We start from the raw sequence: 26239 nt of genomic DNA on the forward strand, positions 1-26239 counted from the left end.
CTAATTAACAGGAGTATTAATATTATGGCAGATCTGGCAATTAATCACTTGTCATTACAGCGTATTTATCAGTCACAATCCGCAACCATTAACGACACAGCCGCCAAAAATGAGCACCTGGTTGGGCAAGGTGAAGAAGCAAAAAGCTTCGCAACATTGGCTTTTCAACCCGGTATTATCGCTAACTTGCTGAATGGGCAAAGTGTGATGATTGGTAACGATGGAACAAAGCCAGTATTGAATGAATATGCTGATAGCAAGATAAAATTTTCAGCCGATCAAAGTAAGCAGGTGGTCGCCATGACCACAACGGCGCTGTCCACTCCTGATGTAGATCAGCTGGAGCGAATTGCTGCTTCTGCCTCCTCACTGATTGCAACGCAGATTAATACCACCGCAGTAAATGTAAAAGATCAGCAGGCTATAAACGATGCTGCTGCATATGTTGGTTCAGTTGCAGCCGCCGACGTTCAGAAAACAAAAGGCAGCACACCAAAATTATTCAGCGATATGACCCTTGTTCATATGTCCAACGATATGGCCACTTCTGCAGCACTGGCCGACAAGCTTATGAATACTATGGTTGCAAACGCCGGACAGCGCATGGCTTCAGCTGCTGAACGTGCAGGCAATCACAATGTAGGTGCAGCGCAGGCACGTATGGCAGGTGCCATTACCTCGGGTGCGATAAGCCTGGCAGGCAATGGTATTAGTACAGCACGCAACAATAAGGCACTTAAGTCTGAGTCTAACTCGATAAAAAATAATTTGGGTGTAGCAAATAAACTCGAATCCAACCTGCATCAAAACCAAAATTTAATTAAACAGACTAATTTTGATTTGATGCAGAAGGGGAAAAGCGTTAAAAGTGAAGTCACTAACGTTATGTCCAGGCATGATAGTAAAGCTATGGCCAATGTTGCCCAACTTCGTGATAATCATAGTATCATACAAAATAAAACTCAGACTGTTCGTCAACAGTCAGAATATGGTCACCAGGTTACCAACCTAACTCAGAATATGGCTAACAGTACTTTTGAAACTGAGGCTACCCAGAAAAATAAACAAGCTGATATGGCTCGTGCTGACCAGTCGGTAAATAGTGAAATTTCTAACGCACAGCAGCAGGCATCTAAGAAAGCGAGTGATACGGTTAATGCATTAAATCAGGTTATTGATCAAATTATGCAAACCAATAACCGCGCGGTATCCACTGCTGCCTCCGCTTAATGAGTCAGATGAATATAAGATGATTTCTCGGCAGAGAAAATTTCTCTGCCGGCCTTTTGGAGGACAACAGATGACCGAGTTAAATAATAGTGTAAAGATTAAAATGCCGAATATTTTTGCAATGCAAACGGGTGAGGATAAAACAATGCTATCCAGTTCCACAGAGCAAGCCCACGCAGCAAAAAGAACACAAACTGATAATAATTATGACACTGTGAAACCTGATCTAAACCCATCCTGGGTGGTGAAGTTTTTTCTGGCGATGGCACCTGCTGAAAAAAAAGGAAACTATACTTTTTCAGATACTCATGAAAAGATGCAAAAATTGGATTTTCTCCTGTCTGAAATTGATATAAAAAATGACAGCATCCCAGAAAAAAAAATTGACGAAAAGTTAGAAAATATTGCCAGGGCCTATCAGTGTGCCACATCTTCAGGTGTGGATGCTTCAGAGCTGATAACGAACCAGGAAAACATTTTTAGCTCCTTTGTCGATTCAATTGATGAGCTAAAAAATACCGTTCGCGATCAATCTTTAACAGTTGAAAAAGATTTTTCACACATAAAGTCAGAACTTCTGCAGGCACGTAGCAATAATAGCCATGCAGAATTAGCTGACGGTATTTCCAATATAATAGACAGTATTAAAGAAAACTACCTCGATCAGTATACCTACTTGATGAAGCTTGACACCGATCTTTATCAGGCCTATAACGAGATAATTCTTGCTGCTTCTGCTCAGGCAGTTAGCGGAGGAAGTGATGGCAACGAAGTCCGGTTCAATGGCCCAGTAATGCTAGCGGCTTATGAAAAATTCCAAAAAAAAATTGAAGCGCTGGAACGAGATCTGGGTCACGTCAATGGTTGGGATACAATGGATGCGGCCGCAAGAGAAAATGCGAAAACGTTATTGGCACCCGCCTTTAACGTCGATGATGCGGGGAAAATAACTTTTAATCTCGGTCAATACGATAGTTCGCCAAAGTATCCAAATGGAATAACCTTTACTCCAGCCTTCTCAACCTTATGGCCTGCAAGTGCATCGAGTAAAAATATACCCACGACTTCCTATCAGGCCTGGCTGGCTGCTTTTAATTCTGTTGGTACGGCCCTACAAAGTAATATGCAGGCTTTTTCACAGCGCTACAGTCAGGCTGTTAGCACATTTAATAATCTGTCTGGCTTAATGGTTAATAATGTTAGTACTTTAGCTGATAGTATCAAGGAATTTTTGAGGAATTTGTCTTGATTCTTTGTAATTTCATTTTTAACAGTCCTGTGGATTCTTACTTTAATCAAGTGGATATCAAAAGTATTGCACATAAGTAATTATTTATAGCGCATCCTGATAAAATATATTTTCATATTGACACCATTTTAAAGTTATCTGACTGACGCAGGTTTTCAGGCTGCTTTGCGGTCAGAAAATTTCTCAAGGGGATTATTTATGGTAAATGTCCAGTCTAAGTGCGGCTACAATCTTAATGATGTTTTAACATCGCATAAAACAAGAATGGAAGACCATTCTTACACGTCAAAGTTATCGAGTTCAATCAAAAAAACTGAAGAGACTTCGAACTGCTTTAAGAAATTTAAAGATAATCCTGATCTGAAAAATACGTCATCTTTACTTGAAAAAACTTTTTCATTGAGTGTTCCGAAGGAATATCAAGAATTATATATTGCAAGCCCGAATGGTGGCCTTAAATTTCTAATGAGTTTAGTCGGTATAGGTCAGGAGATAACAGGACGCAATGTAGATTCTTATGAAGATAATAAAAATTATAAACGTATTTGCAAGTTAGTGCTTGGAAATAACTTATCAGAACTTGATGATTGTCGAAATAGGGGTAAAAATTTAAAAGAATTAAAAGCTCTTAAGCAATTGGTTGAAACTTATGCTAAAGTTGGCTTGGACTTTTACACAGATCATATATTACTTGCTTGCAAGGAAACCTGGAAGCAGCATCATGCAACACTTGATAATAGTATTTTAGATGATGTTAATAATCGTCACAATGCCAGTCTGGACTCGCCGATAACGGCCATTGAAAAAAAATATCAAAACCTGATAGATAATATTTTTGGTCAAAAAAGTTTTTCTGTTCTTAATCAAGATGCGGAATTTATTTTAAGTGACATCGAAGCCATTCCTAGAACATTAAAGCCCAACGATGCCAGCGATGTTCCGGATCAGGATCCGGTATCGGATAAAAATAAGCCTCAGGCAGATAGCACCCCGCATGCACAGGATCAGGATAAGTCTGTTTTGTTAAAAACTGACGATGGCAAAATTAATATCAATATTACTAATAATGCGGGTAACAATTCTGATAGCAGCAAAACAGAGTTGAAAGCAGACTCCCTGAACGATTCTGCTATAGGCCGAAATATTAATGATGTTCTTTACGAAGCCATTAAGTCAAATTCACCGCAGGAAGTGGTATTCAGGTTGATCGATTTAGCGAGAATGCACCTGCTGAACGGTAAGGGTAATGAAAATCTATTATCCAGTATTGAAAGTGTGACTAATTCTTCTGCTTTCCAGACCACCGGACAGACTGGGAATGATGAAGCTGATGATGGTTATTTGTCTGATTCTTCCAATACCGCGCTTTCGGCGAATCTGTTAGATACCCGTGCGGGAGACAGGCGCAGCAGCAGTGCTGGTGAGTTGGCCCCTGCGGTTGATGGCGTCGCGGCCGCCCGTATGCGTAGCCTGACGGGTAACTCTTCTGCTTTCCAGACCGCCGGACAGACTGGGAATGATGAAGCTGATGATGGTTATTTATCTGATTCTTCCGATACCGCGCTTTCGGCGAACCTGTTAGATGCCCGTACAGGAGACAGGCGCAGCAGCGGCCCTGCTGGTGACATCACTGCCCGTACGGATTCTCCAACAGAGAATATTTCTGTGAATAAGCCAGTTTCGGACAGAGTCAAAAATCTCGCAGAATGGGTTGGTACGGATGGCAACTGGTCTGATAATGCAGGTGATTTTGCTCCACAAATATTACCACTGTTATATCCAGATGTAAGTTTACATATTATTGATGGCAGTAATAATACACTGTTCAAGTCTGACAATTATGATTTATCTAAGCAAAAGAACGTTGTTCAATTGCATAATGAACATTATTTGCCCGTTATCAACGGAGCGCTACAACCCGTGGCAAAAGATGGAAACTGTTTTTTCAACAGCTACCTTTTTGCGGGCACTGGAGCGCTTCCCAGCCACTCGGAGATGAGCACCCTCCGACAGGAAGTGAAAAGTTATATTCTTGCTAATCCCACTGATTTCGAAAACTTTATTACTGATGAATTGGCTAATGAGAACTCAGCCACGGAATCGGTATCCGGTCTGACGCCTGATAACAATCGCACTAGTTCTACACTGCCAGGCACGGCGGGCGGAATCGTCAGGCCGGTTCAGGCACGTATGGTGAGAGGGGTGCAGAGTGCCACTTCAACGTCGGTTAACAGTGTTGAGTCGGGCGCGGCGGAACAGGTTAAGGGCGGCGTGTTGAACACTAAGTTGCTGCTGTCAGAAAATGCAATTCGGAATAATGATGTTGCGCTTCAGCCTGAACGGGCAGGTGGTGGGCCGGATCTGGTGGTGCCAGTTGGCCAGTCTGCTACCAGTATGGGTGCGTTGTCCCAAAAGGGCGACAACGACCTTTTGGGTAGTAATGTTAACGCGGCGGATTCAACGAGCGAGTTAGCAACAAAACTTAAAGCCCAGCGTGACGTGATCTTCGCCCGGGCTAAGGAGAAAAATGACCGTGACACCAGCTCGCAGGATAGTGCCGGAGAAAGGGCAAATTTACCCCGGCAGCAGAGCGGGCAGGTAAGTTCAGCGAATACGGGCGGGCTTTCAGGACAGGGTAATGTTCAGGCAGGGGCAGCAAATAGAGCGGCTCAGGATAAGCAGGCTGCCACGTCGGCTGCTGTGCCGGGCTTACGCTCGGGAAAGAGTAATAACAACGCTGGCAGCAAGCAGGTTAACACGCCAAATTTTATGGATGAGTTAAACGCGGCACTAAAAGCCCGGCGTGACTCCCTCTCTGCCCAGGCTGAGGAGGCAAATAACCGGAGCACCAGCTCGCAGGATAGTGCCGGAGAAAGGGTAAATTTACCCCGGCAGCAGAGCGGGCAGGTAAGTTCAGCGAATACGGGCGGGCTTTCAGGACAGGGTAATGTTCAGGCAGGGGCAGCAAACAGAGCGGCTCAGGATAAGCAGGCTGCCACGTCGGCTGCTGTGCCGGGCTTACGCTCGGGAAAGAGTAATAACAACGCTGGCAGCAAGAACGTTAACGCGGCGGATTCAACGAGCGAGTTAGCAACAAAACTTAAAGCCCAGCGTGACGTGATCTTCGCCCGGGTTAAGGAGAAAAATGACCGTGACACCAGCTCGCAGGATAGTGCCGGAGAAAGCGCAGGTTCACCCCGGCAGCAGGGTGCACAGATACATTCAACGGACACCAACGTTCTGCCTTCAGAAAAATCTACAAATGCAAGAGGTTTAGTCACCAGCTGGCCGAAGCCAGATAATTTCGTCAGCAAAGCCCGTGCTCCTGAAAAGGTTTTAACAAAAATCTATACGGGTCAGAACGCTAACAAAGCCCTCGAGGCTGAACGCACTGAATTGGAGAACGCCTTTATTGCGCGGAACCTCCAGTGATGGCGCTTAAGCGTTAACTATTGTGGGCAACCCAGCAGGAGAAGATGACAGGAAATATATGGATACTACGCATGACAAACAACGGGCTTTTTTAGCATTGTGTAAAATGATCCAGCTTGTTAACGGACGGCCAGCGGACCAGATTGGCATACAGGAAAGTCTGGTAATGGATTTAGAAATGGACTCCGTCGAGCTTATCGATCTACTGATAAAGCTTGAGGAATATGGCGTGAAGATCGATGAATCTGAAATTACCAGCACATTAACCGTTGAGCATCTTACGCAGCGATTAATGTTTTCGGGTCAATGCGCCGGACACGTTCTTTAAACGAATTTACATCTGATGATGGGTTGCCTGATCAACGGGCAACCCATTTTTTATTGGTGACACAGGACTGAACTGATGAATTTTATTAAATGATACCTGCCTGCTTTCATGTCTGTAGGGTTGTATCAAAAACATCCAAAATGCTTATTTATTAAGCATAAAAAATCAATTAAATGTACTAGCTCAGACCTGATCTGACAGTTACCGGTTATTTATACAGGTGTCTGTCAGATTAAATCTGGTTCAGATTTTTTTCTGCCCAGACCCGTTTACCATCAAGTAAAGTTGCCATTGGCGTACGCCCGCAGCACATTTTACCCTGATGAGTTCGCTCATTATTGTAATGCCACAACCAGTTGTCCAGATCTGCCTGCAGGCTTTCCAGGTCTCCATATAACTTCTTGCGGAACGTAACCTGATAAAAATCCTGCAAAATGGTTTTATGGAAGCGCTCGCAGATACCGTTCGTCTGTGGAGACATCGCCTTCGTTTTCGTATGGTCGATATCGTTGATGGCCAGATAAAGCTGATAATCATGCTGCTCCACTTTACCACAGTACTCCGTACCCCTGTCGGTCAGTATTCTCAGCATCGGCAGTCCCTGAGCCTCGTAGAACGGCAATACGCGATCATTGAGCAGGTCGGCGGCGGTGATCGGCGTTTTACTTGTATACAGCTTGCAGTGTGCCACTTTTGAGTACGTATCCACAAACGTCTGCTGGTAGATACGGCCAACACCTTTCAGATTGCCAACGTAGAAGGTGTCCTGCGAGCCCAGATAACCCGGATGTGCCGTCTCGATTTCGCCGCTGGCCTCATCATCATGCGCCTTTTTCTCCAGCGCTGCGATTTGGGCATCGGTAAGCACAATGCCTTCTTTAGCGACTTTCTCCTCAAGCGCCTTCAGGCGTTTACGGAAGTTCTCCAGGTCGTGTCGTTGCCAGATGGAGCGCACGCCGCTGCCGGAGATAAACACGCCTTTTTTACGAAGTTCATTGCTAGTCCGATGCTGACCATGAGCCGGGAACTCAGCGGCGTACTCAACAACCGCACGTTCCGTGGCCTCATCGGCGCGGTTCTTCAGGTTGGGTACCCTACGACTTTGATTAACCAGCGCATCAATACCGCCTTCTTCAGCCAGTTCCTGATAACGGTAAAACGTGTCTCGCGACACGCCCATGATCTTACAGGCTTTTGATACGTTACCGAGCTCTTCGTCCAGATTGAGTAAACCGGCTTTGTGTTTGATGATGGGATTGTTAGTATGAAGCATGAGAGTTACCTCGCGTTTTGTATAAGGATTCGACACCCATATCAAAACCGGTAACTCTCAACCTTTCAAGGCCCATTGTCAGATCAAGTCGCGACTAATACAAATTAAAACAGATTGAAAAATTTTCTGGAACCTTTTCTGTTAGCTGACCACAAAAACTCTCGCGACTATGCGCGTAAACTCTGTGATGTGAGAATTCGTTGCATTGTGTACATTTATTTCTGAATGGCCTCTGTGCCGCTCACTATCTGTACATCTGTATCGTTAAACTTTGCATTCAATTTCTGAACATTATCTTCTGGGTAATAAAGAATATGAAAATCTGGAACAGTATTAATATCCGCGTACTGCTGTGGGCAACGTTCATTGGCGGTGTCATTAGTTCTTTGGTCAAATCTGGATCGGAACCTAATATGCCCCCACGCGTCGCGGGTGAAATGTCACCGCCTGCGCTAAATATCGATGCCTGGCTGGGTGGCCTTGGGATTAATTCTCATTCACTGGATTATGTTTATCAGCAAGCCACCGTACCTGGTGCGGTCATGCTTTATCACTGGTTATTCAGTTTTATCTTTGCCTTTGTCTATGTTTTTCTGTCCGCATGGATGCCAAAAATCAGGCTCTGGTATGGCGCTTTTTACGGCATCCTTATTACGGTTGTTATGCATGGTGTATTGATTCCCGCGCTGAGATTCAGGAATCCGATATACGCTCACGGTGAAACAGGATGGTTATGGAATCTGAATGGCTATGAGTTATGGAGTGAACTGATAGGACATATTTGCTGGTCAGTTTCGATCGAAATTAGTCTTATTGCTATTCTTGCTATCTACGCGAAGAAAATCACCGGCAACTGGACGAACTAGTTTTATGCTAATAAAAAACCGACCACAGGGCTAATGCTGGTCACTTAAGGTGACCAGCAACCTTTTTATCCGGATATTTCCTGCTCTTTACCCTCAACTCTCTCGGGTAACTTCGCTCTCTTCTACCCGGTAACACAAGCCATTTCGCCTGTTCATACAGGGTTCTCAGTTCTCCCGGCATTTTTCCCGGCGAAGCCCAGGGCAGGGTTATCAGCATCCGGATTATTTCGCTTATCGCTCCACTGAAGCTCAGCTGGTAAGGCAGGTAATCTCCTTTCAGATGGAACGCCATCTGCACCATCTGATATCGCACCAGGTTATAAGCCAGCAGTACCCCCCATAGCTCCTGTCTCACCAGCTCCGGCAGGCGACTGCGTAATGTCCACCGGCTGTCCAGCATACCCTGCTTTGCTTCCCGGTAGCCCAGTTCTGTTTCCCAGCGGTGGCGATATAGCTCGCTGATATCTTTACCCGGATAGCGATTCGGGTCTGTCAGTGACGTCAGCACCTGCCTCTCTTTACCGTCTACCCTGCGGGTCAGCAGTCTTGCCACCATTTCTTCCGGGACCCCTGGCCATTGCTTCCTGGCTCGTGGACTGGTTTTCAGGCATATCAGTTCATCTCCACGCCCCAAACGGCGAACCACCTGATACTGTACGTGTTTTTTCAACGGCAACAACCAGTGACGGTGTTCTCCTGCTGTCTGCCAGTGATGAAGCAGACCCATCGAATAAAATCCCTTATCGAACAGGGTGATACTGTTATTCGGGGTTTTCTCCGTCAGGTGCTCAGCCAGCCGCATTTCACTGACTTTTTCACTGTCGAATGCACTGGCGGCGATCAGATGGCTGCTCAGCTCCATCAGACAAACCATTCGCACCTGAGGATAGCCGCCTTCGCCGTACTGGCTGCTGTGTTTACTGAAGACGGCTCTGTTTTCCGGCGTATCGGCGGTACGCCAGACCACGCCGTCGACAGCAAACAGATTCAGACCGTGCCATTTTGGATGTGCAGCCTGCTGATTCCAGTGCTGCTGTGTGATATCAAAAAGCTCCCGCACTGCATTTTCACCCAGAGTCTTACGGCGCTGAATGACAGCGCTGCGTGCGGTAAAAGGAGCTCCGGTCCGGTCAGTAATATCCATCAGATTGACGATTTCGGTCATCGGACGATCGCAAAAAATGGACATCCCAACGACAAGCCAAATCATGGATTCGAGGGAAAGTTTACGTTTACGCAAAGTAACGGTATCGGTCAGGGTGAGCGCCTGCTGAATAAGCTCGGGAGGAATAAGGTCGGCGAGACTACGGGCGCGCTCAGGAGTGGCGGCATTGATGATGCCGAGGGCCTGGGAAAGTTCCATTTAAAAAGGGTTCCATGATGAACATAGAACCCTTTTTACCGCATAAACCGGATCGGTCAACCGATCCTTAAATGATCGGCATTAACCACAGGGCCGGTTTTTTATGGCTTACATACTGTTCGGTAACAACGCCTTTTCTGCCTTATTCCCTCTTGTGATTTCATCCTGGTCGGCAGTGAGAGCTTATCCTTAGTTTACCTGCACGGCAAACCACCTGATATAAAGGCACCTTGCGTGATGCTGCAGACTCAATCGTAAAGCGATTGATGCCGCGTTTCTTTACAGGCAATCAATGCAAACAGCGTCAGGCATGCCATTGTCGCCAGATAAATACCCACCCAAAAAAGACCATATGCGTGAGTGAGCCAGGTCGCGATATAAGGCGCCACCGAGGCTCCGAGAATTGATGACAGGTTGTAGGAGAAAGAAGCGCCTGTATAACGCACTTCGGTTGGAAACAGCTCTGGCAGCAACGCTCCCATTGGACCAAAGGTCAATCCCATAATACTTAAACCACTCAGCAAGAACGCCATGACCAACGGTTGATTGCCGGAACCCAACATCACGGGAAAAATCAAAGCGAAAGCGATAATCATCAGGGTAATCACTATCATCGTTTTGCGTCGGCCATAGCGATCAGCCAGCAGCCCGGAAATGGGCACCATCACGCCAAAACCTGTCACTGCCATCATCAACATCCACAGCATGGTGTTCCGTGGGAAACCAAGACCATTTGGGATCGGGGCAGTGCCGTAACTCATTGAATACACGGTCATGATATAGAAAAGCGTGTAAGTCGCCAGCATGATGAAAGTGCCGAGTACGGTCGCTTTCAGATGCCGGGAGAGCAAGACACCCATTGGCACCTTGACCTGTTTCTTCTCTTTTTGCACTTTGGCAAAAACCGGTGATTCATTCAGCGTGACGCGGACATACAGGCCAATGAGCACCAGCACCGCAGAGAGAATAAACGGCGCGCGCCAGCCCCACTGCATAAACTGATTTTCGCTTAACAGCCAGGAGAGCAGCAGAAAGGTGCCGTTGGCAAAGAAGAAACCGATTGGTGCGCCCAGCTGAGGGAAAGAGCCGTAAAGCGCCCGTTTTCTGGCTGGCGCATTTTCGGTCGCCAGCAGTGCCGCCCCCCCCCACTCGCCGCCCAGACCTAAACCCTGACCAAAGCGTGCCAGTGCCAGTAGAAGCGGCGCAAAAACGCCAATTGACTGATAGCCGGGAAGGAGGCCAATTACCACGGTGGAAATTCCCATGGTCAGTAGCGAGGCAACGAGCGTCACCTTGCGGCTGGCACGGTCGCCAAAGTGGCCGAACAGTGCAGAGCCAATGGGGCGTGCAATAAACGCAATGGCGAACGTCACGAGGGACTGTAGCGTTGCAACGGTAGCATCGCCTTGCGGGAAGAAAATATGGGGAAAAACAATGACTGCTGCGGTGGCGTAAATGTAGAAATCAAAAAATTCAATAGCCGTACCGACCAGCGAAGCAACGAGCACTTTACCTCGTGAATTTACGGGCGTTGCGTCATGTCCGGCATCGGGAGGGGGAGCGATATAAGATTGCATATTTCTTTCTTATCGTTAACACATGAAACAGAATCTTACGCACCCGCTCAGGTGCATTCAATGGCGAAAAGCCCACCGCCGCGAACTCGCAGTGGTGAAAAGAAGATCCTGCGTGAGAAAAGTATATTGCCGGGGAATGGCAGTGAAGATTTTAACTTTATCAGTAATAAACACTAAAAAAGCCATATAAAAAGCATTGTATGGTTTCAAATATTGCCAGCTACGTATTTATTGCTCGTTAATCCAGATTTTAAACCAATCGCTTCAGAACAACGCGCGACCCGCTTTCTGATTTTAACCGGGCCTGCAGGGCTTTTATCGGCTAAATCAATGCTCACTGAAGGGCATTTGGCTTCCCGCATCACGCGCTTTCCTGATCGAAAGCAGATAGTGCAGGTTGTACAACAAATAGACATCTGCCCAGCTGCTATTCTCTTTCAGAAGGTTTTGTCTGGATGTCTACTAAATCTCACGCTCTGAACGGTCTGCTGCTGGCGGCAATGTTAATTCTCAGTATTTCGTCACCGGCAGCCCCGTCACCGGCTGTTTCAGTGGTCGCACTGACGCAAAAGAATGTTGCCCAGCCTACCCGATATCTGGGGCGAATCGAACCTTTACGCGCGGTGGATGTTGCCTCACGTACGGAAGGCGTGGTGGCGAAGCGTTGCTTCAGAGACGGTGAAACGGTTAAAGCGGGTTAGCTGTTGTTTGACATCGAATCTGCAGAACATCATGCCCTGCTGGCCAGAGCCGACACATAGGTCAACCGGGCCAGTCCTTCGCGTTCCGCCTGCGCACCACTGACCTTATCTTCAAAAATACGTTCACACCCTGCCAGTGTTAGGGCATCACGTTGCAGGTCGAGGTGTTGATCGTCAGTTGAAACCCGTGCGTACCCAATCAGCATGATATATCTTCCAGTAAGTCACCAGATTTGAGTATAGATGGAAAATGAAAACTGGAATGAGAAAGTGTAATCCTGTTCTGCGTGCAGCTGATTGATCGTTGACATTGCTTTAAGGCTTCATAAAACGATCATTTTATGAAGCCCCTTTGAAATGATTTGAGGTGAGGTTTATCAACGAAGCGTGCGAAGGAGGAAAACTCAACTTGGGCCCGTCCCCCATCAACACACAGTTCTGAGCCAGTAACATATGAAGAATCGCCCAAAACCAGGAAAACAGCTGTCCTGGCAATTTTATCCGCAGTACCACTGCGATGCATAGGGAACAAGGTATGTAAATGGGCATTAGACTGCTTAATCATTTGTTCGTCCATACCGGCTTTTCTGGCTTGGTCAGTATAAATAAGGCCCTGAGAGCTGAATGCCGGCAGGTTGCTTGATAAATCGATACAAAAAACTGTTCATGTCATTGAGAAGTTACTGACATCGGCCAGTGATGGTAATTTCAAAGAATGCCATATCATTGCGCAAATTATGGCAGCAGTTCTTTTTGGAACAGTACCGGCATTCTGTATACGGGGTATACCGTCCAGTGCTGGCGAAGAGGAAGAAAGACAACTGACACTGATGTTACGCGCTTACCTTGCTGCGCACCGGTATGCTAATGCCAGAGAATAACACTATTTTGCATCATCAATAATCAGGCTATCAACCTATCATTTTCAGCTAATCTGGGTCGGGGAAATGGAATGCAGATCAGCACGGATAAATGCAGGTTTGACCATGTATGAACGCAGGTCGCTACAAGTATCGGTCATTTTCCCGCAATCTTCGTGTGGGTTAAGTCTTTATCTCGTCTTTTCTTTTTTTAGCCAGTTTGCATTTTTGCCCGGGCAATATTCTTCCGTTTTTCCAGCGACTAATAGCAAAAATGGCCTTAACAGGCATACGGTTTAACCACCTAAGGTAGTAATTCTTTTAGGCTTTTTGAACCTCTTTTAGGGTGAGTATTTAGCAATCGTTAAAAAGTATAGCCATGGCTATACTTAACTGCATGATTTTATTGTCTTTTTTTTTGAATGATTTCATGGCAGGATGCGTTTTTCTTTGAAACTCTCGCGCCAGGTTTTTCCGCGAGCGTTGTTTTTTTGATGTCTGGACGAGGTCTCAGCCATCAAGCTGGTATAAGCACAATGAATCTGTACGCAACTCTAATTTTGGCGTTTGGCATGTCGATGGATGCTTTTGCTGCGGCAATTGGTAAGGGTGCCAGTTTGCATCGTCCCGGCCTGAAAGAAGCGCTCCGCACCGGATTGATTTTTGGTGTGATCGAAGCATTGACGCCGCTGATCGGCTGGGCGATTGGTCTGGCGGCAAGCCATTATGTGATGACCTGGGACCACTGGATTGCATTTACACTGCTTTTTGTGTTGGGCGCACGGATGATTATGGAAGGGCTGCGTAAGAAAGATGTGCCAGAGCAAGCGCTACAACGACATGGTTTTTGGCTGCTTGCCGCGACTGCGGTGGCAACCAGCCTGGATGCGATGGCGGTGGGCGTCGGGCTGGCTTTTTTACAGGTGAATATTGTCATAACGGCGTTGGCAATTGGCACATCCACCATGATGATGGCTTCTGCGGGTATTCTGCTGGGGCGTTTCCTTGGGCCAGTCATGGGCAAATGGGCTGAAATATTTGGCGGTGTGGTCCTGATTGGTATTGGCAGCAGCATTTTGATCGAACATTTGTGCTGACTGCTCCATGATTGGATTCAGCTGGTTTTAAAGGGATTGGTCTGGCTGCTTTAATACTCTTTTAAGCGTAATTTTGTGACGTACTTCAAATTTTTTTTTGCTTTGCAATGTCCCTTCTTGTATAATTTTTTTAATCGATATAAAAAATTTTAAAGAGGAGACAACATGAAAAAATTTGTTCGCTATGTTTTTCATTGCTACGTTCAGGTTTTCAAACAAGTACCGCCCGGTGCAATGTACTGAGTCCTTCCGTGTTTGGCCCCTCCAGCATGAGGGGCAGGGATTGATCCAAACCTTCCCTGATTTGCAGTAAATCGCCGCCAATTATTTATCAGCCCACGCGTAGCATTGACGCTCGCTCATCACCTCTTCCTTTTGCGACGTTATCGTCTGTCAGCACCGTTTTGATTGGCCCTGCCCGGCGAGTACGCTCTCATTTGTGCAGATCGACTAAGCTTTTTTGCATACGCATCGTTATAAGGAGTTCATTATGAGCAGAAAAGTCGCCATTGTGACCGGCGCATCTCGCGGTATTGGAGCGGAGATTACCCTGCGCCTTGCTAAAGAGGGCTACGACGTAGTGGTGAACTACGCAAGCAAACAGCAGGAAGTGCAGGCGGTGGTGTAGCAAATTATTAATGCTGGAGTTAGCGCTTTAGCCGTCAGGGCCGATGTATCTGATGCTGCCGCTGTCGCCGCGCTGTTTGATACAACCCTGCAAACCTTTGGCCGCCTGGATTTACTGGTTGACAATGCCGGGGTACTGACCATGTTGCCACTGATTGAGCATGACGACGCATTGTTCAACCGGGCATTCGCTATTAATGTGCAGGGAACCTTTAATACCCTGCGCGAAGCTGGTAAACGGATGCAGGAAGGCGGCAGAATTATTAATTTATCCAGTTCGGCAATCGCGTTAAATATTCCCGGCTATGCCATTTATAATGCCAGTAAAGCGGCGATGGAAGCATTCACCCGCACGTTTGCTAAAGAACTGCGCGGTCGTAAAATTACGGTGAATGCCGTGGCTCCGGGACCAGTGGAAACAGAGCTGTTTCTGCAAGGTAAAAGCGAAGAGCAGATTCAGTCACTGGCTAACCTGAACCCCTTTCAGCGGCTGGGACAGCCAGATGATATTGCCAGCGTCATTTCCTTCCTTGCCAGTGAAGAAAGCCGCTGGATCAATGGCCAGATCATTCGTGCCAATGGAGGGATGGCCTGATCGCTATTTCTTTTACTCGCAACAGAGCATTAGCCTTTGGCTATGTCGGCATTTTTCCGAGGGATTGAGCGCGTTTATATCCGTAAGCCTTTTGAATTAGGGGTGTCAAAATATGGAATTTAAAGATTATTATGCTTTGCTTGAGGTGGAGCCCCCGTAGATTTAAAAGCGATTAAAACTGCATACCGGCGTCTGGCCCGTAAATATCACCCGGATGTCAGCGAGGAGAAAGAGGCCGAAAGCAAGCTTAAGGAAATGGCGGAAGCCTATGAAGTTCTTAAGGACAGCGAAAAGCATGCTGAATATGATCTGTTACGTCAACATCGCCACGATCCACGCTTCGCAGAAGGACCTGCTGAGTATGAACAATCTGAGGAGCGCTGGCACGGCGATTATTCTGCTTTTTTTGAATCTCTGTTTGGTCAGTACTCCTCTGGTCGTTTCCGCCAGCATGCCGACAGCCCGGCCCCGCGACGTGGTCAGGATGTTGAAATGTCAGTGCCCGTGTTTCTCGAAGAGACACTTATCGGCGAAAGTCGCACTCTTTCTTATCCGTTACCTGAATTGGACGCGCATGGTCGTCAGATTGGGGAAACCACGAAAACGCTTAAGGTTAAAATCCCGGCTGGCGTGGTCGATGGCGAGCGCATACGGCTTAAAGGGCAAGGCGTGGCGGGAGTCAACGGAGGTAACAGTGGCGATCTCTATTTAATCATTAAAGTTGCACCGCATCCGTTATTTGAAATAGCAGGGCAGAATCTGCAAATTTTGGTGCCTCTGGCCCCGTGGGAAGCGGCGTTTAGGTACAACGGTTGAGATTCCTACCCTGACGGGGAGAATTGCGCTGAACATACCTACTGGCAGTCAGAAAGGCCAAAAACTGCGAATCAAAGGTAAAGGATTGGGTAAAACCACCGTGGGCGATCTTATTGCCATTCTTAATATTGTTATGCCGCCGAAAAACAATGATAAAACCCGTGAGTTGTGGCGTGAGCTTGTGGATCAGGCTGCATTTTATCCCCGCACTGAATGGGAGTCGAAACGATGACAGAGCAACACTTTACCGCAATTGAAATCTGCCAGGTGGTGGAGTTAGGGGGCATTTTCCCACTCTTTGCGGAAGCTGAATGGCTTTTTGATTTCGCGGCGCTGTACTCTTTGAAGCGGATTTGCCGCCTGCGTATTGAACTTGGAGCTTGAATGGCCCGGCGCTGCTGTGGCACTGACGCTGCTCGACCAGGTCGAGAGGCTTACGCAGGAAAACAAGCAGCTCAGGCACCAGATTTCCAGGTTGCTGCACCAGCCGAATGAGGCTATTTTTGAGGAGTAACCCGTGAGGCAGGGGAAGTGTGCCCCTGCCATCTCACAGCGTTAATCTTGGCTCTGGTATTCGTTAGATGTTGCATCCTCGCAGGCCTGCGCGCTCTGACGTGCAACCGTCTTTTGTTCTTCACTCAGATTCATCCATGCTGCCACCACCGTTCTTGCTTCGTCTTCATCAAACGGCTGATTATCCTGCTGTGTGGACTGCGGAGAGAGGGTTTGTAATCTGGCGATATACTCGTCGGCAGAACCCGTAAATTTTTCCTGAGTGACAACCTTGCAGAGACTGGCGATATAGCTTTGTGCCGGATCGTCAGCATCACCTTCAGCGTGGGCTGCAGTGGCTAGGGTTGCGGCGGCGAGCAGCGATATCACTTTTTTCATATCTGCTCCTTATGAACAGTAAAAATTGAATTAAATCAGTACAGACAGCCTGTCGCGTTCAACTGGAGAACGCCCGGCTTTTGTCAAACACAGTGAAGATATTGCCTGAATCAAGTGATGACTTCATGCAAAATCGGGTGGTTGTGCTAATTTTTTGATTTTTATCGAAGGGAAATGAGTAGCAGGGAGAGGGCAGATCAAAAGCTGACGGTAAACCGTCATCGCTGAATCTGGCAACAATGGACCTTACAGCAAAGAGAATTAAATGCGCCACAGCGCGCTGGCCGTGGCGGATACAGGGGTTATTCAGGCATTACTGAGGAATGGTGAGAAGAAATCAGCCACTTTTCGCCGTTCCAGCTATAGGTAAAGGTATAACGCGCTGCTGTTTTGCTACCGTTGCTAAAAGTAAAGGTGTAGGTGCCGATATCAACGGCTTTATTACAACCAATGCGGACGGTACGACTGTCAATATGTCCAACGGGTTTTTTAGCCAGGAATTTCTTGAAATAGTCGATTCTTTCTTCGTCAGTCAGACGAACTTTATTAGACAGCGTTGGGAGCAGGACAGCATCGGAAAGGTAATGGTCTGATACGGTTTTTGCGTCACCGGTTTTAAGAGAATCGTTCCAGCGCTCGAACATTGCAGCAACTTCCGCTTCAGTCATTTTAACGCATGGTGTAGATTCCTGAGCAAAAGCTGCTGAAGAGGTCAGTACAGCGGCAATCATCAGTCCTGTAATTCCTGTTTTCATTTATCATCTCCTTGGTGATTTAAATTCAGAAGATAGCACAATGATCTAAATGGAAATTAAATAGCAACGCCGAATAGTCGATCACTTTGAAGGAACTCAGCCCGGATTGTGCGATCTGAGCAATCGCCAAACCAAAACAAATCACCAACCGGACTGAGCGATGCCGGTCATCGCACCACTGCCCCGCAGTGAACGACGCCTGATGCAGAAAACCATCCATAAAACCCGCGATAAAAATTATGCCCGCAGACTGATCGCCATGCTGATGTTGCACCGGGGAGACCGTGTCAGCGATGCCACCAGAACACTCTGCTGCCCTGTTCATCTGCCGGACGCCGGATTAACTGGTTTACCCGGTCGGGCGTTGAAGGTCTGAAATCTTTATCTGTATTAGTCGCGACTTGATCTGACACTGGACCTTGAAAGGTTGAGAGTTACCGGTTTTGATATGGGTGTCTAATCCTTAAACAAAACGCGAGGTAACTCTCATGATTCATACTAACAATCCCATCATCAAACACAAAGCCGGCCTGCTCAATCTCGCCGAAGAACTCGGTAACGTATCAAAAGCCTGCAAGATCATGGGCGTGTCACGCGACACGTTTTACCGTTATCAGGAACTGGCTGCTGAAGGCGGCATCGATGCGCTGATTAACCAGAACCGCCGCGTCCCCAACCTGAAGAACCGCGCCGACGAAGCCACTGAACGCGCTGTTGTTGAATATGCCGTTGAGTTCCCGGCCCACGGGCAACACCGGACCAGTAATGAGCTGCGTAAAAAAGGCGTGTTTATCTCCGGTAGCGGCGTGCGCTCCATCTGGCAACGGCACGACCTGGAGAACTTCCGTAAACGCCTGAAGGCACTTGAGGAAAAGGTCGCCAGAGAAGGCATCGTGCTTACCGACGCTCAAATCGCAGCGCTGGAGAAGAAGGCCCACGATGACGAGGCCAGCGGAGAAATCGAAACTGCTCACCCGGGTTATCTCGGGTCGCAGGACACCTTCTACGTGGGCAATCTGAAAGGTGTGGGTCGTATCTACCAGCAGACGTTCGTGGATACGTACTCGAAAGTGGCACACTGCAAGCTGTATACGAGTAAAACGCCGATCACCGCCGCAGACCTGCTCAATGATCGCGTACTGCCGTTCTACGAGGCTCAGGGACTGCCGATGCTGAGGATCCTGACCGACAGGGGAACGGAGTACTGTGGTAAGGTGGAGCAGCATGATTACCAGCTGTATCTGGCCATCAACGATATCGACCATACAAAAACGAAGGCGATGTCTCCGCAGACGAACGGCATCTGCGAGCGCTTCCATAAAACTATTTTGCAGGATTTTTATCAGGTTACGTTCCGTAAGAAGTTATACGAAGACCTGGAGAGCCTGCAAACGGATCTGGACAACTGGTTGTGGCATTACAATAATGAGCGAACTCATCAGGGAAAAATGTGCTGCGGGCGTACGCCAATGGCCACGTTACTTGATGGTAAACGAGTCTGGGCAGAAAAAAATCTGAACCAGATGTAATCTGACAGACACCTGTATAAATAACCGGTAACTGTCAGATCAGGTCTGAGCTAGTACACATAAAGTGGCGAACTTTTCTCAGCAGTGGCCACATTGAACGACACTGATCATTCCCGGTTATCGTGTCGTGAAGCGCCTGCCATAACCGTTCAACGTGGTTCACCCACAGCGGGTAAATCACGCTGAACTTCGGGGTCGCTTTCAGCTGGCGCTGAACTTCATGGCTCTTGTGGATGATGCCGTTATCAACGATCAGTGTGATTGTTTTTGCACACCGGTAACCTGCCTTCAGGTGCTTAAGCAGGCTGATAAACAGCACCGAACTTTTGCTATTACCGCCAACGTAGCTGACTTTACCTGTGCCACTATGCCGTGCGCCTGCCAGATAGTATTTTTTATTCTGACCGGGTGTTACCACCTGTTTTTGTTGTCCGCGGACCTGCCAGTCTGCACCGATTTTTGGGTTGAGATGGATATCCACCTCATCTTCGTAAAACACAGGATGCTCCCGGCTACACTTCGTCAGCGCCGTGCTTATTGCCGTCATTTTCTCTTCTTTGTGTGGGACGCGGATGCGCAATGTCGGGTGCGGACCTGCGCTGCGCCACACCACACCCCCTGTCGGCAGCCAGCGACGGACTGTCCCGGCATGTAACTGACAGCCGGTTATCTCGTTGTTTTTTATTGCCATAAGCGCAGTGCTCCAGCGTGAACGCTGATAACCAGAATCACCGGGAAAGTGCTTTATCAGTCCACGTAACAATGTGCAGATATGTTCGTAAGTCCAGCGGCGGGAACACCCGGCGGATAAAGTGTACTAGCTCAGACCTGATCTGACAGTTACCGGTTATTTATACAGGTGTCTGTCAGATTACATCTGGTTCAGATTTTTTTCTGCCCAGACTCGTTTACCATCAAGTAACGTGGCCATTGGCGTACGCCCGCAGCACATTTTTCCCTGATGAGTTCGCTCATTATTGTAATGCCACAACCAGTTGTCCAGATCCGTTTGCAGGCTCTCCAGGTCTTCGTATAACTTCTTACGGAACGTAACCTGATAAAAATCCTGCAAAATAGTTTTATGGAAGCGCTCGCAGATGCCGTTCGTCTGCGGAGACATCGCCTTCGTTTTTGTATGGTCGATATCGTTGATGGCCAGATACAGCTGGTAATCATGCTGCCCCACCTTACCACAGTACTCCGTTCCCCTGTCGGTCAGGATCCTCAGCATCGGCAGTCCCTGAGCCTCGTAGAACGGCAGTACGCGATCATTGAGCAGGTCTGCGGCGGTGATCGGCGTTTTACTCGTATACAGCTTGCAGTGTGCCACTTTCGAGTACGTATCCACGAACGTCTGCTGGTAGATACGACCCACACCTTTCAGATTGCCCACGTAGAAGGTGTCCTGCGACCCGAGATAACCCGGGTGAGCAGTTTCGATTTCTCCGCTGGCCTCGTCATCGTGGGCCTTCTTCTCCAGCGCTGCGATTTGAGCGTCGGTAAGCACGATGCCTTCTCTGGCGACCTTTTCCTCAAGTGCCTTCAGGCGTTTACGGAAGTTCTCCAGGTCGTGCCGTTGCCAGATGGAGCGCACGCCGCTACCGGAGATAAACACGCCTTTTTTACGCAGCTCATTACTGGTCCGGTGTTGCCCGTGGGCCGGGAACTCAACGGCATATTCAACAACAGCGCGTTCAGTGGCTTCGTCGGCGCGGTTCTTCAGGTTGGGGACGCGGCGGTTCTGGTTAATCAGCGCATCGATGCCGCCTTCAGCAGCCAGTTCCTGATAACGGTAAAACGTGTCGCGTGACACGCCCATGATCTTGCAGGCTTTTGATACGTTACCGAGTTCTTCGGCGAGATTGAGCAGGCCGGCTTTGTGTTTGATGATGGGATTGTTAGTATGAATCATGAGAGTTACCTCGCGTTTTGTTTAAGGATTAGACACCCATATCAAAACCGGTAACTCTCAACCTTTCAAGGTCCAGTGTCAGATCAAGTCGCGACTAATACACTTTATGGAAACGGCCAGCCCCTTCCCCGGCGGGAAACATGGTCTGGCAAAAGTGTAGTGGTATCAGGCGCAGCTATTTAAATGATATTTTTGATCTTCTATCTTTTATCCAAAGAGGTTGATAATGTTTTTTATTATTTAAAATTGTTATTTTAAAGTTAATATTACAACTCAATTATGAGGTCAATGTGTTGCAATTTATATTATCTATAATGAGAAAATAAATTTTTCTGTAAATCGCCTGACTTTTCGTTTTTGCAGGATGCTCTCAATGTGACTAAATAGCTGTGTCTGATGCCGCTACATCTGCTGTTTGCTGCTCTGTGGTCTGGCGGTAAGGACATCACATCAAAGGCCCGAGGTATGCGGTCAGGCAAAGAAAGTAGCTTCAACGTCTTACCGGGTATGTGCTGGCCAAAAGCGGAGTGCTACAGCGATCATTTACCCATAAGCAAACAGCCCTTTATTGCCGTTATATTGTAATAAAGGGCTGCGTATTAATAGTAGCCTTCACTGAGTGAGTTCAGATCACACCTCAAGTCGTTTTTTAACCCAGTCAGTTATTCTGCTCTCTTTGCCATGCGTAAACAGACATTGCTGAAAGCGTTCGCCACCAACGGCTGTTTTAATCAGTTCAGGGTCAATAGCCGACAGGCTGTCCAGGTAATCCTCTTTGATTACAGCACTTTTAACCTGATTCAGCAGACCCGCATTACGAACCTGAGGCTCTTTCCTGTCTGCCGGATAACCTTCACCTCGTCGACCTGTAAAGGCCTTTTCAAAGATGTAACGCACATTCAGCTCTGCTCCCCAACCAAAGCCTTTAGCAAAGGGCAGTGAAAGGGCATTACCGTTATTAATCTGGGCGAAGAGAAACGCATCGGCCGGGTCAATACAATATCCGCAGACTACCCCCGGATGTATATTGAGCGACAGTAATGCTCCCTGGCCCGTGCCACAACCCGTAATAACAAAATCTATCGCCCTGGCATTGAGTAAGATACTGGCCATAATGCCGAGATGGATGTAGGTCAGATGATGATCCTGCTCATCGCTCATGCCAACGTTAAATACGGCATCGCCATTCTCTTTCGCCACAGCGTTTAGCTGTTCCAGTACCAGCGCATTTTTCCCTGCCTGGCTGTTTTCCATCATTAAAGCAATATTCATGTTGTCTCCTGCATTGGACATTGAGTTTTTAACAGAGTGGAATCAGCGGGCAAGCCAGCCGCCATCTACCGCAAGGGTAAAGCCGTTTATATAGTCAGACGCTTTCGATGCCAGGAATACCGCCGGGCCAGCCAAATCGTCAGGCTGCCCCCAGCGTCCGGCAGGAATGCGGGAAACAATTTCTTCACGTCGTGTTTCATCTTTACGCAGCATTTCGGTGTTATTGGTGCTGAAGTATCCCGGAGCCAGTGTGTTGACATTGATATTGTATCTGGCCCATTCGTTGGCCAGTTCCCGCGTCAGCCCGATGAGCGCGCTTTTTGACGCTGTGTAGGAAGGCACCCGAATACCTCCCTGAAAGGAAAGCATGGAGGCGATATTGATGATTTTCCCTCCCTTTCCCTGGGCAATAAACTGCCGTGCAACCCACTGTGATAAGAAGAACACGGTCTTGATGTTAACGTTCATCACATCATCCCAGTCCTGCTCATTGAAATTCACAGCATCTTCACGGCGAATGAGGCCGGCATTGTTAACCAGAATATCAATGTGTCCCATTTCTTTGACTGCATGTTCCAGCATTGCGGGCAATGCATTCTGTTGTAGCAGATTGGCTTTAAGACTCAGAAATTGTCGTCCCATTGCAGTGATTTGTGCCGCGGTGTCTACAGGATCGCTGCGGTTAAGCGCCACAATGTCACAGCCAGCCTGTGCCAGACCTGTTGCCATACTTTTCCCTAAACCGGTATTGCATCCGGTGACGATAGCCACCTTTCCGTGAAGAGAAAAATCATTCAGGATCATGCGGTTCCCTTATTCACAGATACGCGTGGAGATATTCTACCAGGCAGAGGATCGCCATCGCCTGACCGTAAGGCATTGAGGTAAGAGGTATCTGCCGATAGAATTCAAGATCTTTACCCATTCCTGTGCCAAAGGAGACCTGCGTCAGCTCGCCGTCCTGATTAATACGTGAAATCAGCCCCTTCAGTGCTTTTTCAGCAACAGTGACATAATGCGGATCGGCATAATGGCACCGTGCAGCTTTCAGCATGCCGAAAGCAAATCCTGCCGTGGCTGAGGCTTCAAGATAGGAGTTGGGATCGTCAAGCAGCGTGTGCCAAAGACCGCTTTGATCCTGGCATTTTTCCAGCGCGGCCAGCTGGCAGTCCAGTACCTGCTGGAGAAAACGGCGGGTGGCATCTTTTTCCGGCAGACTGAGCAGTTCAAGAAATTCGGGAATGACAATGGTGAGCCAGCTATTGCCGCGTGCCCAACGGGCGCGGGCAAAATTGTGATGTCCGTCGAAAGTCCAGCCGTGAAACCATAACCCGGTTTCCCGGTCCATTAAATGTTGGGTGTGAAGCAAAAACTGATATTTTGCTTCTTCGATGTAATGCGGGCGGTTTAACAGTTTGCCAATTTTTGCCAGCGGCAACACGGTCATCATCAGTGTGTCATCCCACAGCTGTTGGTGATTCTCTTCTGCCAGAGTGATGTGCTGTAAACCTTCCAGATCCGTTCGTGGCATGGCGTGCATGATCCAGTCAGCCCAGCTTTCCAGATAAGGTAGCCAACGAGGATCGCGGGTTTCTTCATAGCGACAGGCCAGCGTCAGGAACGGGCAAACCGTGTTGACGTTGCGGGTCGTTGAGCCTTCTCTGAATCTGTCCGTAAACCAGCTATCGATAATTTGCCGTAAACGGTCATCGCCAGTGTGCTGATAATACTGATAGATACCATACAGACCGATACCGTGGGTCCACTCCCAGCCAGCCCATCCCTTGGTATCGATGACCCTGCCGTCGTCGAGCCGCAGCAAAAATTCACCAGTTTCATCGGTAATGTTGACCAGATTATCCACCAGTTTATGAATAAGTTGATGCAGCTCCCCCCTTTCGATAAACCGTTCTGGCTGCCGTAGCAGCGGACTGTGTTTTACCGGATATACCACCATTACGCACTATCCTCTAAATCGACTAAAGTTGGCCTGGACGAGAAATGTCGTCGCTGGCGTTAATCTCTGTTTCCCTGTCCACGCTGGCACACAGCTTTTTCGCTGCTGGTTTATGGCGGTTGAGGAACCCAATATTGTTGTTTCCCCATAGCGACTCATAGGGCATGCCGGTAAGCATCTCTACGGTTGCGCGTGCCTGAGGGTTAATTTCATTTGGGAGAATGTTGCCTGCCACCCGCATTTTTTCTGTTTCCTTGCGAAGAACCTGATGCGTTTGAAGGTTTAATTTAAAGCGTGTAGAGATAAGGAAACCTGCCAGTAAAACCAGCACCGTACCGCCACACAGAAGCGCCAGAATGGTATGGCTGACCGTTGTGCTCTGTTCACTTTGACCCGCGACAAAGCCCGACAGCTGCATCACGATCCCTACCAGCATGACGGCCCCCGCCTGGGAGGCTTTGCGCGTGAGTGTCATAACGCCAGCGAATATGCCTTCACGGCGCTGTCCGGTAATCACTTCGTCAACGTCTGATATGTAGGTGTAGATATTCCACGGGACATAGTTAATACCGCCCCGTCCAAGGCCAGCAATGGCTGAAATTAACAGCAACAGCGAAAACACATCACTCAGCCCTGCGTAATACAAAACACCGTACGACACTGCGCTAAGGCCAAACAGTACGACAACAATGCGATAAGAAGGTGCGGGACCGAAACGAATACAAAGCGGGATCATGCCGATGACGGCAACGAATTGTAGGATAGCCATAGTCCCCATCAAATTAGAGGCAACGGTGGCACTTTGCATGAGTACAAATACGACGTAGTAGGTAAATACGGCATTGAAGACGTCCTGGGCAATATAGCCACCCAGATACATCCCCAGATGCTGGCGGAAGATACGAATACGTAATGTGGACAACAGATCGATCTTAAGTCGATGTAAGCTCTGACCCAGCGTCATCTTTTGCTGCTCATCAGCCAGTGCAGCTGCTGATTTTTTCTCCGCTGGCCGTTCCCAGGTAAACAGATAAACCAGGGTCAGGACCAGAGCACATATAAATGAAAACACCAGGCTGGAGTAGAAGAAGGACTGGGCATTATCCTTGCCGAAATAGCTCAACAGAATGCCGGGTAAAAATGCGGCCAGAATAGCGGAAAGCTGCGCCAGTGCAATGCGCGCCCCGGAAAACTTTGTTTTTTCCTTAAAATCATCGGTCATCTCCGGTACTAACGTTTCGTAAGGTACCAGAATTGAGGTGTAGACAACTTCAAAGAACAGATAGGTCAGCAGGTAATAGACATAGGTCATATTACCCAGCCACATCAGGCTATAGCTAAATACCAGTGGGATACCGATAAGGATAAAAAATTTACGGCGGCCAAAACGTTTTCCGGGGCGTGTGGCGCCAAAATGATCGGTCAGATAGCCCATTAGTGGGCTGGCAACACCATCCACGAGACGCGCCATGGCAAAAATGGACGTTGCCTGAATAGGGCTTAAACCGCAAAAAGTGGTATAGAAATACAGCAGCCATGCGGATGTGAGTGCCATTGTGCCTGCACCGAGGAAATCTCCCGATCCATAAGCCAGATAGTTGAGCATTCCAGGTTTACGTGTCGTCATAGTATTCATCCTGATTAACCTACCTACACGCCCGGCGATATGTCGGGATAAGTGGCTAAAGTAGAAGGATGACAAAGGGAAAACCTTTGCGATTTTGCCAACCGCAGGTGAGTGATGACGGCAGAAGAAAGAAAATAGCGGGCGGCTTCACTAATTCAATAAAAATGACGTTTCATTTTTATTGAATTGCTCTCTCAAATCATTCATCCCTGTACATTGCTATAATTTTGTCGTTAAAAATTTTTATCGTGTTCTTAATCAACGTTTCTGAAAACAATCATC

21 protein-coding genes and 5 pseudogenes are annotated in these 26239 nt (G+C 47.8%); 12 read left to right on the forward strand and 14 right to left on the reverse strand.

Annotated elements, in window-relative coordinates:
• Positions 1-24: 24 nt before the first annotated feature.
• The 4 genes from LU633_RS00970 to LU633_RS00985 all read left to right on the forward strand — a co-directional run bounded on the left by LU633_RS00970 (position 25) and on the right by LU633_RS00985 (position 6239).
• On the forward strand, positions 25-1230 hold the full coding sequence (locus tag LU633_RS00970; protein WP_016191495.1) for a hypothetical protein: 1206 nt from the start codon (positions 25-27) through the stop codon (positions 1228-1230).
• A gap of 70 nt (positions 1231-1300) precedes the next feature.
• Complete coding sequence (locus LU633_RS00975) at positions 1301-2479, forward strand: IpaD/SipD/SspD family type III secretion system needle tip protein (protein ID WP_016191494.1); 1179 nt, start codon at positions 1301-1303, stop codon at positions 2477-2479.
• 198 nt (positions 2480-2677) lie between these two features.
• Positions 2678-5911: a hypothetical protein gene (locus LU633_RS00980; protein ID WP_016191493.1), complete on the forward strand. Its 3234-nt coding sequence runs from the start codon at positions 2678-2680 to the stop codon at positions 5909-5911.
• Between the two features lie 58 nt (positions 5912-5969).
• Positions 5970-6239, forward strand: a complete 270-nt coding sequence (locus LU633_RS00985; protein WP_016191492.1) for an acyl carrier protein — start codon at positions 5970-5972, stop codon at positions 6237-6239.
• A gap of 232 nt (positions 6240-6471) precedes the next feature.
• Here the strand turns inward: LU633_RS00985 and LU633_RS00990 are convergent, their stop codons facing one another.
• Positions 6472-7512, reverse strand: coding sequence for an IS481 family transposase (locus tag LU633_RS00990; protein WP_046372123.1), 1041 nt, complete (start codon positions 7510-7512; stop codon positions 6472-6474).
• A gap of 314 nt (positions 7513-7826) precedes the next feature.
• Here LU633_RS00990 and LU633_RS00995 point away from each other — a divergent pair, with 314 nt between their 5' ends.
• Complete coding sequence (locus tag LU633_RS00995) at positions 7827-8378, forward strand: YagU family protein (protein ID WP_016191491.1); 552 nt, start codon at positions 7827-7829, stop codon at positions 8376-8378.
• Between the two features lie 40 nt (positions 8379-8418).
• Here LU633_RS00995 and LU633_RS01000 read toward each other — a convergent pair whose 3' ends face one another.
• The 3 genes from LU633_RS01000 to LU633_RS01010 all read right to left on the reverse strand — a co-directional run bounded on the left by LU633_RS01000 (position 8419) and on the right by LU633_RS01010 (position 11683).
• Entirely contained in the window at positions 8419-9741 is a 1323-nt protein-coding gene (locus LU633_RS01000) for an IS4 family transposase (RefSeq protein WP_046371900.1), read from the reverse strand.
• A 248-nt stretch (positions 9742-9989) separates the two neighbouring features.
• Entirely contained in the window at positions 9990-11318 is a 1329-nt protein-coding gene (locus LU633_RS01005; RefSeq protein ID WP_016191490.1) for an MFS transporter, read from the reverse strand.
• Between the two features lie 206 nt (positions 11319-11524).
• Positions 11525-11683 (reverse strand): hypothetical protein, encoded by a 159-nt coding sequence (locus LU633_RS01010; protein WP_161796990.1) that lies wholly within the window; start codon positions 11681-11683, stop codon positions 11525-11527.
• Between the two features lie 90 nt (positions 11684-11773).
• On the opposite strand from LU633_RS01010, the gene LU633_RS01015 reads away from it, so the two are divergent.
• Entirely contained in the window at positions 11774-12019 is a 246-nt protein-coding gene (locus tag LU633_RS01015; protein ID WP_016191489.1) for an efflux RND transporter periplasmic adaptor subunit, read from the forward strand.
• Between the two features lie 65 nt (positions 12020-12084).
• Here the strand turns inward: LU633_RS01015 and LU633_RS01020 are convergent.
• Both LU633_RS01020 and LU633_RS01025 read right to left on the reverse strand, forming a co-directional pair.
• Positions 12085-12225: pseudogene (locus LU633_RS01020) on the reverse strand (recombinase family protein); the annotation flags it as partial.
• 128 nt (positions 12226-12353) lie between these two features.
• Positions 12354-12596, reverse strand: a complete 243-nt coding sequence (locus LU633_RS01025) for an SDR family oxidoreductase (protein WP_016191487.1) — start codon at positions 12594-12596, stop codon at positions 12354-12356.
• Positions 12597-13415: 819 nt separating this feature from the next.
• Here LU633_RS01025 and mntP point away from each other — a divergent pair.
• The 4 genes and pseudogenes from mntP (at position 13416) to LU633_RS01045 (ending at position 16398) form a co-directional block, all read left to right on the forward strand.
• Positions 13416-13976 (forward strand): manganese efflux pump MntP, encoded by a 561-nt coding sequence (mntP, locus tag LU633_RS01030; protein WP_016191485.1) that lies wholly within the window; start codon positions 13416-13418, stop codon positions 13974-13976.
• Between the two features lie 490 nt (positions 13977-14466).
• Positions 14467-15198 (forward strand): annotated as a pseudogene (locus LU633_RS01035) (glucose 1-dehydrogenase).
• A gap of 112 nt (positions 15199-15310) precedes the next feature.
• Positions 15311-16246: pseudogene (gene cbpA, locus LU633_RS01040) on the forward strand (curved DNA-binding protein).
• Positions 16243-16398 (forward strand): hypothetical protein, encoded by a 156-nt coding sequence (locus LU633_RS01045; RefSeq protein WP_016191480.1) that lies wholly within the window; start codon positions 16243-16245, stop codon positions 16396-16398. The pseudogene cbpA and the gene LU633_RS01045 overlap by 4 nt, the downstream one beginning before the upstream one ends.
• Positions 16399-16569: 171 nt before the next feature.
• Here LU633_RS01045 and LU633_RS01050 read toward each other — a convergent pair whose 3' ends face one another.
• The gene (locus LU633_RS01050; protein WP_016191478.1) at positions 16570-16905 is read right to left on the reverse strand and encodes a hypothetical protein; all 336 of its coding nucleotides are present in this window, start codon (positions 16903-16905) and stop codon (positions 16570-16572) included.
• Positions 16906-17207: 302 nt separating this feature from the next.
• A complete protein-coding gene (locus LU633_RS01055) occupies positions 17208-17660 on the reverse strand; it encodes an SgcJ/EcaC family oxidoreductase (protein WP_016191477.1) in 453 nt (150 codons plus the stop codon).
• A gap of 160 nt (positions 17661-17820) precedes the next feature.
• Between LU633_RS01055 and LU633_RS01060 the strand changes: the two are divergent.
• Both LU633_RS01060 and LU633_RS01065 read left to right on the forward strand, forming a co-directional pair.
• Positions 17821-18044: pseudogene (locus LU633_RS01060) on the forward strand (helix-turn-helix domain-containing protein); the annotation flags it as partial.
• 104 nt (positions 18045-18148) lie between these two features.
• Complete coding sequence (locus LU633_RS01065) at positions 18149-19189, forward strand: IS481 family transposase (RefSeq protein WP_046371813.1); 1041 nt, start codon at positions 18149-18151, stop codon at positions 19187-19189.
• A gap of 34 nt (positions 19190-19223) precedes the next feature.
• Here LU633_RS01065 and LU633_RS01070 read toward each other — a convergent pair.
• The 6 genes and pseudogenes from LU633_RS01070 to LU633_RS01095 all read right to left on the reverse strand — a co-directional run.
• Positions 19224-19991 (reverse strand): annotated as a pseudogene (locus tag LU633_RS01070) (IS630 family transposase); the annotation flags it as partial.
• Positions 19992-20060: 69 nt separating this feature from the next.
• Positions 20061-21101: an IS481 family transposase gene (locus tag LU633_RS01075; protein WP_046372125.1), complete on the reverse strand. Its 1041-nt coding sequence runs from the start codon at positions 21099-21101 to the stop codon at positions 20061-20063.
• 630 nt (positions 21102-21731) lie between these two features.
• Positions 21732-22373, reverse strand: coding sequence for an RpiB/LacA/LacB family sugar-phosphate isomerase (locus LU633_RS01080; protein ID WP_016191474.1), 642 nt, complete (start codon positions 22371-22373; stop codon positions 21732-21734).
• 42 nt (positions 22374-22415) lie between these two features.
• Complete coding sequence (kduD, locus tag LU633_RS01085; protein ID WP_016191473.1) at positions 22416-23177, reverse strand: 2-dehydro-3-deoxy-D-gluconate 5-dehydrogenase KduD; 762 nt, start codon at positions 23175-23177, stop codon at positions 22416-22418.
• Positions 23178-23190: 13 nt separating this feature from the next.
• Positions 23191-24330, reverse strand: coding sequence for a beta-galactosidase BglB (gene bglB, locus LU633_RS01090; protein WP_016191472.1), 1140 nt, complete (start codon positions 24328-24330; stop codon positions 23191-23193).
• Between the two features lie 22 nt (positions 24331-24352).
• Entirely contained in the window at positions 24353-25957 is a 1605-nt protein-coding gene (locus LU633_RS01095) for an MFS transporter (protein ID WP_046372126.1), read from the reverse strand.
• Between the last annotated feature and the right edge of the window lie 282 nt (positions 25958-26239).

The organism is Erwinia tracheiphila, from assembly GCF_021365465.1.
GTDB lineage: Bacteria > Pseudomonadota > Gammaproteobacteria > Enterobacterales > Enterobacteriaceae > Erwinia > Erwinia tracheiphila.